A 15,301-nucleotide genomic window follows, 5' to 3' on the forward strand; every position below is an offset into this window, starting at 1 on the left:
ACACAAAGAGAACCACTCAGACATCATCCAATTCGTCTGAGTGGTTCTCTTTAGTATGACTCACAAATTAATCTATCGATTAGTCTTCTCGACGCTTCTTTTGACTAACTAGTCCAATTGTCGCAATCAAGCTTGCTAACCCTAACCCAATCAAAGCAGCGTTTTGCGCTTCATTGGTTTGTGGGAGTTGTCCCGTGGCGTTAGCTTGTTTATGCGTTGCTTGGGACTTGTCCTCAACCGTCGTGGTACTTGGCGTCTTGGCAACAGGTGTTTCACCGTTAGTTTTCACCTGCTTAGACGTCTCATGAAGATGAGTGTCAACGACAACTGAATCATTGGCATCAGCAACCGCCTCATTGTAAGCATTGGTAGCATCCACTAAGGCTTGCGTTGGCGTCGTTGGGTCAGCTAACAGTTTTTGCAAGTTCTGCAAAGCAGCCTTCACCTTACCGTTATTCTTCGTGTAATCACTAACTGGCATCTTAACCGCGGTTTCAGCATTGTTATGGGCTTCAACAGCAGCCGTAATGGCATCCTTCAAGGCTTGGGTGGCAGCCTCAATTTCGGCAGTCGTTGCTTGACTGTTGTTAGCAGCCGTTTGAAGGGCAGTCAACTTGTTAATTAAGTCGGCCACCGCCTTATTTTGACTAACACCCTTAGCCGCCGCATCACTCACAGCAGCATCCGCAGCCTTTTGGGCAGCATCACGTTCAGTCGAATTCGTTGATACGTTTTGCATCAACGCACTGATTGCCGCTTCAATATCAGCCAGAGTGGCATTTGGATCAGCTAACAAATCAGTTAAGTGACTTGCAGCACCACCAGTTGCCGTTTCGTTCCCAACCACACCTTGGTTACCCAAGGCAGTCTGAGCAGCTGTCACAATTTGATTAACCTGGTTCAGGTTATCGATTGCTTTTTGAATATCGGCAGTGGTTGCCTTTCCTTGATCAGCCTGACTCTGAACATCTTGCAGGGCTTTAATGGCGGCAGCAACGGGACCCGTTGTGGCTGTACTGCCAGCTTGAGTAGTTGTCACACTGTTTGAAGCGGATTGCTGCATGGCCTCACGTGCAACCTTAGCGTCATCGCCAACCTTATTCAAGGCAGTCGTTAAAGCTTCCAAGGTTTCAGTATCGGTCGTCGGATCAGCTAATGCCGCCTGTAAATCAGCCACACCTTTGGCTACTGAGGCTTCGTTGCTAACTGGACTAACACTAATTTGAAGCGCCAGTGCAGCACCAGCCTTAGCCTTAATTGCCTTGGTCATGGTGTCCTTCAGTGCGTTGGTAGCAGCGATAATATCTGCTGTTGTCGTCTTGCCATCCGCCTTAGCATTAGCAACCACCGTTTGCAGCTGATCAATGGCCTTCTTAACAGTACCATTTTGAGCAATACCATCAGTCGTTGCCTGGGCAATTTGTGCGTCAGCATCGTCATTAGCGGCCTCTCGAGCGGCTTTAGCAGTAGCGATGGTGTCGGTGTAAGCATCAGCCAGCTTATTTAAAGCAGACGCGGTGGTCCCCAGATCCTTTACTGCATCCGTCAACGCTTGTTTAGCTGCAATCACTTCAGATTCTTGTGCAACTGGCGAAGCATCTGCGTTCAAGGCAGCCGTGGCTTTGTTAGTGGAACCAGTTGCCGCATCAACCGCCGTGTTCAACGTTGTGATAGCCGCCTCAATATCAGCAGTTGTGGTCTTATCGTCCGTCTTGGCGTTTGCAATCGCCGTTTGTACGGCGGTAATTGCAGCGGCTACGGCCGGTTCGTTCTTAACTGTGTCAGCGTTCTTAATGGCAGTCGCACCATCTTGATTAGCTGCCTCACGGTTAGTCTTAGCAGAATCAATTGTTTCCGTGTACTTTTCAGTAGCCGCCGTAATGTCTGCTACTGAGCTGTTTGGATCATTGATTAGCTTTTGAAGTGCGTTCTTATCAGCAATCACGTCTGGTTCTTGTGTGACTGGTGCAGAATCGTTGTTCAAGGCGTCGTTAGCTGCCGTCTTGGCATCATTAGCTGCTTTGACTGCTGAGTTTAACGCTGAAATATCGGCCTGGATCTCCGCAGTCGTAGTCTTGTTGTCGGACTTGGCGTTATCAATTGCCGTCTGTAGTGCGCTGATAGCGGCAGCTACCGTTGGTTCATCTTTAACGGTCGTGGCGGCAGCAATCGCTGTTGCACCGTCATTGTTCGCCGTTGTCCGATCAGCCTTCGCAGTTGTAATAGCTTGCGCGTACTTTTCAGTTGCCATCGTGATGTCAGCCACTGAACTGGTCTTATCGTTCAACACCGTTTGAAGTGCCGTCTTGGCGTCAGCTACCAATGGTTCTTGAACCACCGGCAAAGCATCTTCAGCAAGCGCATCATTACCGGCAGCCTTAGCCGCTTTAGCTTGGTCAACGGCTGTGTTCAACGCATCCGTCAAGGCGGTAATGTCAGCCGTCGTGGTCGTACTACCATCCTTTTTGGCATCAGCAATTGCATCGTTTAACGCGGTAATTGCATCCGCCACGGCAGGTTCACCTTTCACCGCTTCAGCTGAAGTAATCGCGTTCGTACCCTTGGTATTGGCCGTCTCACGATCAGCCTGAGCAGTTTCAACGGCTTGTTTGTATGCCTCAGTCGCAGCTGTGATTGCTTCAGCCGAACTATTATCAGCAGCCACTAATTGATCCAAATTAGCTTTGGCATCAATCACAGTTGGCTCTTGAACCACCGGCGAAGCATCCAAATTAGTCAGGGTGTCGTTGGCAGCGGTTTTGGCGTCATCAACCGCCTTGGCAGCAGCTGTTACTGCAGCTGTTGCGGCGATGATATCAGCCGTAGTCGTCTGGTTATCCTTATCCGCGTTAGCCATTGTATCTTGTAACGTCTTGATGGCAGCAGCTACAGCAGGCACGTTAGCATCTTTGGCAACTGCTTTAATCGCGTCACCACCGTCTGCCTCGGCCTGATCACGAGCGGTCTTAGCTGCTGTGACTGCTTCGTTATACACCTCAGTAGCTGCGTTTAATTCATCAACCGAACTGGCGGTATTAGCAACAACTGTCTTCAAATCAGCTAGCGCATCTACGACCTCTGGTTCTTGCGTAACGGGAGCTGCACTCGTGGCAATCGCTGTTTTAGCAGTCGTTACAGCATTCTCAGCATTTTGAACTGCTGTATTTAAGGCTGTAATCGCTGCGTTAATTTCAGCAGTGGTCGTTGTACCGCCATCTTTTGCAGCATCCTCAATCTTCGCGTTCAAATCGGTAATCGCAGCTGCAACGGCCGGTTCGTCCTTGACTACCGTAGCGTTGGTAATTGCTGTAGCCCCATCGGTATTGGCTTTAATCCGGTCTTCCTGAGCCGTTGTCACCGCTTGGTTATACTGTTCAATCGCAGTTTCAATCGCGGCGTTAGAGCTGGTTGGGTCATCTAAGACCTCTTTCAATTGATCAGTTGCATCAATCACGGTTGGTTCTTGAACGACGGGTGTTGGCACTTTATTTAAGGCAGCCAAGCCAGCTTGGTGGGTCGCAGTTGCCTGATCAATTGCGTCATTCAAGGCAATCGTTGCTGCTTCGATGTCAGCAGTCGTCTTGATTGCTGAGCCATCTTGAGCAGCCGCGTTAGTCATGGTGTCCGTCAAGTTGGCAATTGCCTTTGCAACTGCCGTTTCTTGATTGACTTTGGCCGTGGTTGCTGCGGCAATGGCAGCATCACCAGCAGTCACAGCCGTGTTCCGGTTGGTAATGGCAGTGTCAACTGCCTGTTGATAGGCATCGGTTGCAGCCGTTAAAGCTTCATTACTGCTATTTGGATTATTGATAGCCGCTTGTAAAGTTGCCTTAGCCGCAATCACAGTTGGTTCCTGAACTACTGGCAGTGCAGGATTATTAATTGCTGTATTAGCGTTAGTTCGTGCAGTTTCTGCATCCGTCAGTAAACTGTTCAGCGTTGAGGTCAATGCTTGAATCTGAGCAGTGGTGGTCGTGCCACCAACCGCTGCTGCATCGTTAACTGCAGTTTGTAGTGCGTTAATGGCATCAGTAACTTTCGGCTCGTTTGCTGAACTTGATGCGTTAGCAGCGGTAACCGCCTCACCCGCAGCAGTGTTGGCCGTGGTCCGAGCTGCCTTAGCTTCATCGATAGCCGTCGTATAGGCCATAGCGGCTGCGTCTAATTCAGCCACCGAACTCGTCTTGTCATTGATTGCATTTTGAAGTGTATTCTTTGCGGCAATCACCGTTGGCTCCTGAACAACTGGCTGTGCGTCTGTCACAAGCACATTGTTCGCATCGGCCAAGGCATCTTGCGCTTCATTCACCGCGTTATTTAATGCCGTGGTTGCTGCTTGAATATCAGCCGTCGTCTTTGCAGCAGTACCATCAGTCAAGGCGGCGTTGGTCATCGTATCTTGTAACGTCTTAATGGCGGCTGCCACGGCCGGCTCTTGAGCTACCTCGGCCGCATCACCAATTGCCGTGTTGGCAGCGGTTGTTGCTGTGGTCCGGGCAGTGTTTGCCGTGTTAATGGCTTCCTTGTATGCATCCGTGGCCGCGTTAATTTGCGCAACTGTGCTTGCCGGGTTGCCCAAGACGTTGGCTAGCGTTGACTTCGCACTGATTACAGTTGGTTCCTGTGTCACTGGAATCGTTGGCTGATCCAGTGACATTTGTGCCGCCGTTGTCGCGTTATTAGCCGCAGTGACGGCCGCAGTCAAATCGTTGATGGCGTCTTGAATATCAGCAGTCGTTGTCTGATCATCCGTCTGGGCGTTGGTCATTGCAGTTTGCAGTGCTGTAATGGCTGCTGCCACAGCGGGTTCTGCTTTAACTGGCTCAGCCGCCGTAATGGCAGTTGTCCCACTTTCATTCACCGTATTCCGAGCTGCCTGAGCAGTCGCAATCGCTTGCGTGTATTCGTTAGTTGCCTGGGTCAATTCAGCAACTGTACTGGTTGAATCACCAAGTACAGCTGTTAAATGATCTTTAGCAGCAATGACGGTTGGCTCTTGAACCACTGGATTAGCGTCTTGCTTCAACGCATTTTCAGCAATCGTCTTGGCCCCATTAGCAGCTGTGATGGCAGTTTGCAGTGCCGTCATTGCACTCTGAATATCAGCAGTAGTGGTCTTGTTGTCAGTCTTAGCGTCATCAATGGCCTTTTGGAGTGCGGTGATGGCATCTGCCACACCCGCTTCATCTTTGAGGTCACCGACGCTATTGATCAGGTCAGTTCCTGCCGAACTTGCCGTATCACGAGCCGTATTGGCTTGCGTCACTGCGGTTTGGTAATCTTGAGTGGCTTTGGTGATTGCTGCTACTGTACTAGTTTTTTCAGCCAAAATGTCAACCAACGCTTGCTTAGCATCTTGAACGGTTGACTCTTGTTTAACTGGTGAAGCATCGTTAGCCAAAGCTGCTTGACCGGCCGCGTTAGCGTTGTTGGCTGCGGTAACGGCTGCCGTTAACGCATCAGTTGCAGCCTGAATGGCTTCGGTAGTGGTCTTATCGTCCGTCTTGGCGTTGGCAATTGTATCTGTCAAGTTCTTGATGGCGGCGGCCACCGCTGGTTCGTCTTTCACAGCGTTAGCGGCAGTAATCGCTGTTGCTCCGGCAGTGTTAGCAACTTCACGCGCGGCATTTGCAGTCGTGATAGCTTGGGTGTAGGCGTCAGTTGCAGCCTTGATTTCGGCCACCGTACTTGTCTTATCAGCTAATGTTTCAGTGAGGGTTTGCTTAGCCGAAATAACGGCTGGTTCCTGTGTAACGGGTGATGACGGCTGAGCTAAGGCGGTTTCAGCAGCGGTATTAGCGTTATTAGCCGCAGTCGTTGCAGTCGTCAAATCGTTAATTGCATTTTGAATGTCTTGAGTTGTCGTCTTGTCATCCGTCTTGGCATTGGCAATGGCCGTTTGTAACGCCGTAATCGCACTCGCAACTGCTGGTTCTTTTGCGACGTCGGTTGCTGCCGTGATGGCTTTATCGCCGGCGTCATTGACATTTTCACGGGCAACGTTGGCGGTTGCAACAGCCTGCGTATACTGCGTGGTTGCAGCTGCAATTTCGGCCACCGTACTCTTAGGATCAGCCAGCACAGTCGTTAAGTTATCCTTGGCAGCAATCACTTCTGGTTCTTGCGTGACTGGTGATGCACTCGTTACCAACGCATCGTTAGCATTATCCCTAGTGTTTTCGGCTAACTTAACCGCCGTGTTCAACGCTTGGGTAAGTCGTTCGATATCCGCCGTTGTCGTTGCATCATCCGTTAAAGCATTATTCATCGCCGTTTGTAATGCGGTAATCGCTGCCGCTACACCAGCTTCATCCTTAGAAGTAGCAGCGTCAGTGATAGCTGCCGCTCCATTTGTATTAGCCGTTTCACGATCGGCCTTGGCAGCGTTAATGACCGCAGTGTATTTATTGGCTAAATCAGTTAGGGTGGCTGTTGACGTTGACGGCGTGTTAATTGCGTTGGCTAGTGCTGTTTTGGCCGCTTGGACTGTTGGTTCCTGAACGACCGGATTGGCGTTTTGGTTTAACACGTCGGTAACCGCCGCGTTCGTGCTGTTAGCTGTTGCAACTGCTGTGTTAAGTGCTTCAGTGGCAGCTTCAATCTCAGCTGTTGTCGCCTTACCAGCCTTGGCATCATCGATCGTCTTTTGTAGATCAGTGAGGGCTGCTGCAACACCCGGTTCATCTTTCACAGCATTAGCATTCGTCACGGCTGTCGTTGCGGTTGTTTCGGCCATTGTCCGGTCCTTCTTAGCATCGGCAATTGCGTTGTCATATGCCGTCGCTAAATCAGTCAAAGTTTTGGCCGGTGTTGTGCCATCAGCAATGGCGTTGTCCAGAGCGGCTTTGGCCGTTTCAATTGTTGACTCTTGCGCAACTGGTGTGGCATCCGCAGCAGCCGAAGTGGTGGCCGTATTTCTAGCCGAAGTAGCAGTATCAACAGCGTTCTTTAGAGCTGTCGCTGCATGCTCAATCGCCTCAGTTGTGGTAACCCCGTCCGTCTTGGCATTATCGATTGCGGTTTGCAACGCGGTAATGGCAGCCGCCACTGCTGGTTCGTCTTTAACGTCAGCATCAACGTCTGAAATGGCGTTGGCACCAGTTGTGCTAGCAGTGGTTCGAGCAGTATTGGCATCCGTAATGGCCGTCTTATATTTATCAGCCAAATCGGTGAGGGTTGCCGCTGGCGTTGCGGGATCGTTCATTGCCGTAGTCAAAGCATTCTTAGCAGCAATCACTTCTGGTTCCTGTGTTACGGGTGCTGATGGTGTATCGAGGGCCGTCGTTGCGTTATCCTTAGCTGCATTAGCCGTTGCCGTTGCGCTTTCGACAGCCTGAGTGGCAGCTTCAATGTCGGCGCTTGTGGTGTTACCGTCCTTGGCAGCATCATCTAACGCCGTTTGTAACTTAGTCAGTGCGTCAGCAACAGCCGGCTCATCTTTAACAGCGCTAGCATTGTTTTGGGCAGTCGCCGCGTCATTATTAGCAATTGTCCGGTCTGCCTGAGCGTCCGTGATGGCATGCTTGTATTCTTCGGCTAACGTATCCAGTGTGGCCGCTGATGTACTGCCATCCTTTAACGCATTTTCCAGTGCCGTTTTGGCTGTCTGCACAGCTGGTTCCTGAGTAACTGGTGAAGATGGCGTGTTTAACGCATCTTGTGCACCTGATTGGGCAGTTGTGGCTTTGGTTACAGCTTCATCCAAAGCAGTCTGGGCCGCCTCGATATCAGCCGTTGTGGTCGTACCATCGGTATTAGCCTTAGCAATGGCGTTTTCCAAAGCCGTAATGGCATCGGCAACACCAGTCTCCGTCTTAACAGCGGCTGGAACCGACGCAATATCGGTATTGGCAGCGGCGACTGTATCCTGACGATCCTTGTTGGCATCAGCAATCGCTGTTGTGTACTTGTCAGCCAAATCGGTTAACGTTTCTGCCGTTGCATCAGGATCATTAAGTGCATTATCCAAATTAGTCTTAGCGGTCTTAACAGCGTCTTCTTGTGCCACCGGTTTAGCCTCTGCTTTGGCCGCATTTTGAGCGACAGTTGCAGCAGTGACAAGGTCATTCAAAGCAGTTGTTGTGGCATCAATATCCGCCGTCTTCTTACTGGTGTTATCAGCCGCCGTCACAGTATCAGTCAATGCTGTAATCGCGTTGGCAACTGCAGGGACGTCCTTAACGGTTGCCGCACCATGAACCGCTTCTGACGCAGCATTTTTAGCTGTTTCCCGTTCAGCCTTGGCATCGGTAATCGCCTTTTCATAGGCAGCAGCCGCGTCATTAAGATCTTTAGCGGTGGCAGCAGCATCAGCAATCGTATCATCCAACGTCTTCTTGGCTTCAATGACGCCCGGTTCTTGCGTGACTGGTGATGAATCGGTATTTGCTGAAACAGTTGTCGCGTTATCACGCGCATTAGTGGCCGCATCAATGGCTGCTTGAAGGGCGGTCGTGGCTTCTTTAATTTGGTCAGTTGTCGTTTGGCCATCAGTGAGCGCACTACTAATGGTATTTTTCAATGCCGTTTGAGCCGCTACTACGCCTGGTTCCTGACTGATGGTTGGATCAATCGTTGAAATTAAATCAGTTCCAGCAGTACTTGCAGTTGTCCGATCGGTCTTGGCATCGTTGATTGCCGCCGTATACTTATCGGCTAAATCAGTAAACGTGGCAGCTGGCGTCGCTGGATTAGCAATCGCATTGTCCAGTGCTGTCTTGGCCGCAATGACTTCTGGTTCTTGAGCGACCGGTGTAGCTGTTTGCCCTGCAGAAGTCGTCGCAGTGTTCTTAGCGTTGATTGCCGCGGTCGTGGCCTGTGTCACCTTCTCGGTTGCTTTTAAAATATCATCCGTGGTCGTCTCACCGCCAGCAGCGGCATCGGTTAAAGCCGTGTTTAAATCAGCAATGGCTTGTGCCACATCTGGTTCCGCGCTCACGGTTGCAGTTGTCGCGTTCGCAATCGCTGTTGCTGCACCATCCGTTGCCGTCTTTCGATCAGTGGTTGCCGTCGTCACAGCAGTCTTATAATCATTGGCCGCCTTGGTCAAGTCGGCAGACGGCGTTGTTGGATCCGCCAATTTTGCATCAAGTGTCGCCTTAGCATCAGCGACAGCCGTTTCTTGCTGGACCGACGTTGCGGGCGTACTCTGTGCTGTCTTAGCGTTATTGTATGCTGTCGTCGCATTATCTACAGCAGTCGCTAAAGCTTCGGTTAAATCTGTAATAGCTTGCGTGGTTGTTTTACCATCAGTCGTAGCCGCAGCAATGGCATTTTCAAGGGCCGTAATCGCTGCTGCAACCGTTGGTTCTTGTTTTACTGTAGCAGCCACTGTATCAGCAGCCTGAGTCCCGGTGTTACTTGCGGTGGTCCGAGCGGTTTCTGCTGTTGTCACCGCAGTGTTGTAGGCATCAATTAAATCTTGCAAGGCGGCCGTATCAGTAGTACCCGCTGCAATCGCGTTGTCCAACGCTGTTTTAGCATCAGCCACTGATTTTTCCTGTAAGACCGGCTCACCAGTTGGTAAGACCGTTAGTGTACTAGGTGTTGTGAAATCTAAATCAGTCACTGCAACGTGATACGCCTGAGCAATCCGATTCTTCGCCGAATCCGTCAGTGTAACGGTGTATTGGCCGGCAGCTAAGGTTGAATAGTCACCAGTAGCTGTTGTGCTGTCCTTCGTTAAGACAATGTCGTCACGCGTTAACGTCACCTGTGGATCAACGGTGTTCGCGTCAATTTGTAAGGCAAAGCTGGTGGTATTGCCGACGTAGATGGTGCTGTCATTGAGTTGTTGTTTGATTTGGACGTAGCTGACGACGTAATTACCGGCATTCGTGTCACCAGCTGGTAATGAAGTAGCTGCAGCCCAGTCGCCAACAGTCCCATCCGTGGCCTTCTGTGCGTAACCTGAGATATAACCGGCCACTTGAGGAATTGCCACTTCACTAATAGTTGAAGCAACTGTGATTGGATTACCACTAGCGTCAGTTACAGCTGTAGTGCTACCAGGTTGAACGGCTGTGACGTTACCGGTATCCGTTTGAGTCAATTCAGGTACAACCGTGCCATCTGGCGTTGTGTAGCTTTCTACCACACGTTGTGGCGTTGTGGTTGCAACTTTTTTGTAGTAAACATTAATGGTGTTATACGCACCAGTCGCAGAACTACCCAGCATGGATTCATCTAAGACGTTAACTGTATTGGCCTGGAAAATACCGTTTAAATCAGTACCAGCTGAGCCAGCGAATGCATAACCATCAATTGTTGGCGCTGCGTAAGTATTTGAACCGTCGATTGCAGCGTTAGCTACACTTACGGAATTCCCAACGTTAGCGTTCATCGTAGTTGATGGTGCGAGGGTGTTACCTTGTTCGTCAAGGTAGTTAACGGTTACGGTTTGGGTTGCTTGGGTGAGTGAGAAGGTGTTGATAGAACCCTGGGTTAATAGTGTGGCACCACCACCACCCATTGCACCAAACAGTGCAATAGATTCTGCAGAATTAAGTGCTAAATCAGTCACAGTCAGCGTTGTCGGGGTCGTCATTGCGGTATCAGTTGCCTTGTAAGTACTTACTGACATCGTACCAAGAACCGTTCCTTCGGTAGCTGTATTAGTTGGCGTCCATGAAATCTTATACAGCACGTCAATTAAGCTTGTAGTTATTGGTAACTTAATGTTGGGCGAAGTTAACGACGACGAAGAGTTATAAATGACGTTGGTTGCGCCCGAGCTACTGTTTGTTTTATCCAAGTTCATATTGACAAAGGTCTTGCCATCATTTGAATCAGTTTGACGGATAGTTACTGCATTAGTTGGTGTATCAAAATATGGCGCTGCTGTAGTCTGATAGCCGTCAATACCAATGAATGTCGTGCTTGGTTGACCATAAATACCCAGGTCATCACTCGCCTTGGACCCTGCACCTAATCCAGCTACGCTAGGATTAACGGGTTGTAAAATTATACCAATCCCGCCACCAGGGTTATTGGTTGAGAAGTACCATTCACCGCTAATTGAAAAGGCTTTTGTGGTATCAATTTGATTATTGTACGAATATGATGTCGCACTCCCAGTAACGTGATCGACCAATCTGACCCATGTCTTACCAGTTGTGGGATCAGTATAAACTTCACCAAAAGTTGGATTAACAGTTGGTTTATCAGTTTGGCCTGTGAAGTTATCGGTTATTTCATTGGTCATTCCTTCGGTAGAACTACCAATTGCAATACTAGAATTTTTATCCGCGACTGAACCATCATCCGCAATAAACTTCCCGTTCAACTGATCAACAGTAGTCGCCGTACTAGCAGCTGTCGTATCAGCCGCAGCAACCACCGCTGACTTGGCCGTAACGGTCGCCTTAGTCGCCCCAGTAGCAGCAACGGCCTGCTTAGTCGACGCAACGTCATCATTAGTCGCCCCAGCAGGTAAATCATAAGTCGTTGCGCCATCACTAGCAGTAGTAGTTTTAGTTCCCGCGGGCACAGTTGCACTGGATGCCTGTGTTGTCGCACTGTCAGTCGTGGTGTTACCTGTATTAGTGTCAGTGTTATTTGTCGTACTTGTTGTGTCATCTGTAACTGACGCGTTCGTCGAAGCCGTGCTTGATGTAGTTGCAGGTGTCGTTTCAGCTGCGTCAGTTGTCGTTTGATTCCCCGTATTAGACGCTGTCGAAGAACTACTCGTCAGTGCGACTTGATTACTTGTCGTTTGCGTAGTCGACGCAACTGCCGCCGTGGTCGGTGTTGTATCGGTATCAGCAGTGTCCGCCTTAGCAGTCCCCACCATTAAAAATTGACTCATCGCCAAAACAGACGCGCTGGCAAATAGCCAGTTACGTCCAACCTTGTACATCTTAAAATGAGATTGCTTTGAATTCATCCGTGCGATTTTTTGTTTAAAATTTTGCATGCAAAAATTCCCCCTACCCCTATATTCTGATTTACTGTCCAAAAATTAAATGGTCTTAACATAAGGATTAATTTTACGTTATAACCATGCCTAACATAAATATAACTTATAACGACTATCATAAGCAAGTAAAATGCCGCGATTTTATAAATCTGTTTCTCATGTTCCTCAATTGCCAAATCTCGGTCAGATTTCAACCCAAACATTTACAGGAATCGTACGGATTACTGGACAAATATAAGCAATTTAGGGTCATTAACCATTTTCATTCAATTTTCGTAAAATTTTGTAAATTTAGTAAAATTACCACTTAATCTGACTGATCATTTCAAAATATCCGCCACAATTCTGGCCTGTACTCACGAAATTCAAGTCTCAAAAAATCTAGAAATTCCTGCAATCAAAATGATTTAAATCGAGACCATTTGATTTAAACGAATCATCATTACAGTTAGCAAATTTGCAAAACACAAAAACGCCTCAGAACATTAAGTTCTGAGGCGTTTTGATATAACTCATAATCCTTTAGTCCAATGACTATTATTCGTCATCTTGCTTACGTTTCTTACGTCCAGCGAGGCCAAGCAAGGTCAACAGACTGGCAAGACTTAGGCCAATTGCAGCACCGGTCTTATCGTTATCGTCACTGGTTTGTGGCAACTTCTTGTCTGAATCATTGGCGTTGGTATCGTTGGCTTGAATCCCTGTTTGTGTTGTATCAGCCGAAGCATCATGCGTCGTATCAGCGTTTACAGTATCGTTAGCAGAATTCCGCGCTGTCGATCCATTTGTGCTTGCACTTGAACCGTTAGCACTTGAATCAACACTGTCATTTGAGATCGATGAGGTAACCGAACTCGTTGCAGATGAGCTAATGACGGAACCATTGCTGGTGTCTGAGGTCACGCTGCCATTATTTGCACTCTGGTTAGCAGCACTTTGACTTGCAGCCACGGCGGCATCACTGGCACTATCAACAGCATCCAAGGAACTAGCAATACTTGTAGCACTTGACGTAACCGCAATGGCTGAACTTGCCACGCTACCGGCATCAATTGCAACACTAGCGGCACTTGACGCCAAGCTTGAGGCGAGACTTGCAGCACTTGAATTACCTGCAGAAGCGGCACTCGATGCAACCGAAGCGGCTGAACTAGCAACACTAGCAGCACTTGAGGCAACTGCAGCGGCCGAACTGGCAACACTAGCAGCTGAGCTGGCAGTTGAAGCAGCCGATTGTAAGCTCGAATCATTTGGATGGTTCGAAGCTAAGCTACTTGCTGTCGAGCCTTGACTTGCAGCACTAGAGTGGACACTAGATGCGGTTGACGCAGCTGAGCTAGCAACGCTGGCTGAGCTGGCTGCCGCACTAGCATCATCTTGAGTATGTGTCGTCGTTGCTGCCGAAGCGACACTGTCAATGGCACTCTTCACACTATTAACAGCACTTGATGCGTCACTGAAGGCTGAAGTGGCACTGCTATAGGCTGACGATGCTGAACTAGCAGCACTCGTGTCGCCAGCAGCGGTGGCTGAACTGTAGGCCGATGAAGCACTCGATGTGGCCGACTGAGCTGCACTGGCTGCACTTGAAGCATCGTTGGCAACTGAAGCAAGGCTTGAAGCCAAGCTGTTGTCACTGGTCAAGCTGGCATCACTTGGATACCCACTGGCCATGCTTGAAACGGCACTTGAAGCACTGGCGATGTTACTCAAATCATCGGTTAAATGATCTGATGCGGCTACGCTACCGAGACTGCTCAACGCACTCGAAGCATTTGAAACCGTCGAGGCAGCACTTGAAGCGGTACTGTTAGCCGAACTAGCAACACTAGCTGCTGAACTGGCAGCACTTGAATCACCGGCTGTTGCTGCGGAACTTGCCACACTAGCAGCAGATGAGGCAGTGCTTGCAGCTGAACTGGCAACACTGGCTGCAGAACTAGCCGTATTGGCCAAACTCGAAGCCGTGCTTGCCGCGTCGCTCAAGCTAGTATCACTCGGATAATCGCTAGCAAGACTAGCAATCGAGCTGGCTGTGCTTTCACCATTGCTGAAATCAGTACCTGCTGAGCTGGCAGTTGAACCTGCGCTTGACGCATTACTACTTGCAGCTGAGTTGTTGTTACCAACGTTACTGCTTGCAGCGCTCGAGGCCAAATTATCTAACGCCGTTACTGCACTAGATGCAATCGACGCCGCCGTACTTGCTGCAGTTGAAGCATCCTTAGCAACACTATTAGCAGAACTAGTGGTTGAGCTATCAGAGGCTGTTGAAGCATCCTTAGCAGTTGCTGCAGCACTTGAAGCAAGTGAAGCAGCTGAGTTGGCGGCACTAGCAGCACTTGATGCTACTAACGCTAAGCTTGAAGCTGTACTTGCGACATTGCTCATAGCACTGTTATCAGGATATTGACTCGCCATGCTATCGACATTGGCTGCCGTGCTTGACGTGTTACTTACCTGATCACTGGTTGGGGCAGCACTGTCAGTTGCGGTAGAAGCAGCGCTTGAAGCGTTACTTGCGTCATCTGAAGTGTGGACCAATGCGGCATCGGCATATACCTTAGCCAACGCAGCCATTGCGCTAGTGGCGTTGGATGAAGCTACGGTAGCTGCATTAGCAGCCTTCTTAGCTTCAGTCATGGCTGAACTTGCCAAATCACTATTTTCTGGATCAATGGCCGTTTTCGCACTCGCATACTGGGTTGCGGCATTAGTTGCTGCGGCACTTGCGGCGGTTGCAAAATCAGATGCTGCAGTTGCAAGGCTGGCTGCTTGACTGGCGAGCTTAGATAACTGTGCGTCATCACTGTACTCGTGCGCCATGCTTGCTACTGACCCAGCGATACCGGCAGCCGGTGCGACTACTGAACTGGTTGGTGTAGCTGCAGTTGCAGCATTTGTGGTCGCTGTACTTGCAGTTGCGACATCATCAGCAACGTGTTGCGTAGTTGCTGCAGCAGTGTTATCTACGACGGTGTTCTTCAAACTGCTAATGGCGCTTGAAGCACTCGCCAAATCACTGTTGGCATTGTTGAAATCAGTTGCTGCACTAGATGCGGCGCTTGAATCACCAGCTACTACAGCTGAGCTGTATGCCGTTGAGGCATTTAAGGCACTAGCTGTGGCATTTGAAGCAAGTTGGGCTTGATTTGATGCACTGCTTGAATCCGTTTGTGTTGCACCTGATAAGTTATTCAAGGTTGTATCACTTGGATAATCGCTCGTCATGCTTGACGTTGCAATTGACCCACTGGTGATGACACTTAGGTCGTTCTTGATGTGCTCACTTGTTGCAGCACTGCCTAAGCTTTTAATCGCACTAACTGCACTGTTGGCGGTTGAGGCAGCACTTGAAGCCAAGTTGGCTGCTGAACTAGCTGC

Annotated in this window: 2 protein-coding genes; both read right to left on the reverse strand. The window is 49.5% G+C overall.

The genetic code is table 11. The annotated features are described in order from the left end of the window. Positions 1–79: 79 nt before the first annotated feature. Entirely contained in the window at positions 80–11,914 is an 11,835-nt protein-coding gene (locus FD04_RS12530; protein WP_056946345.1) for a MucBP domain-containing protein, read from the reverse strand. A gap of 540 nt (positions 11,915–12,454) precedes the next feature. Then, on the reverse strand, positions 12,455–15,301 hold a 2,847-nt coding region (locus FD04_RS00855), incomplete at its 5' end, for an LPXTG cell wall anchor domain-containing protein (RefSeq protein WP_156660369.1).

It is taken from the genome of Secundilactobacillus odoratitofui DSM 19909 = JCM 15043 (assembly GCF_001434895.1).
Lineage (GTDB): Bacteria > Bacillota > Bacilli > Lactobacillales > Lactobacillaceae > Secundilactobacillus > Secundilactobacillus odoratitofui.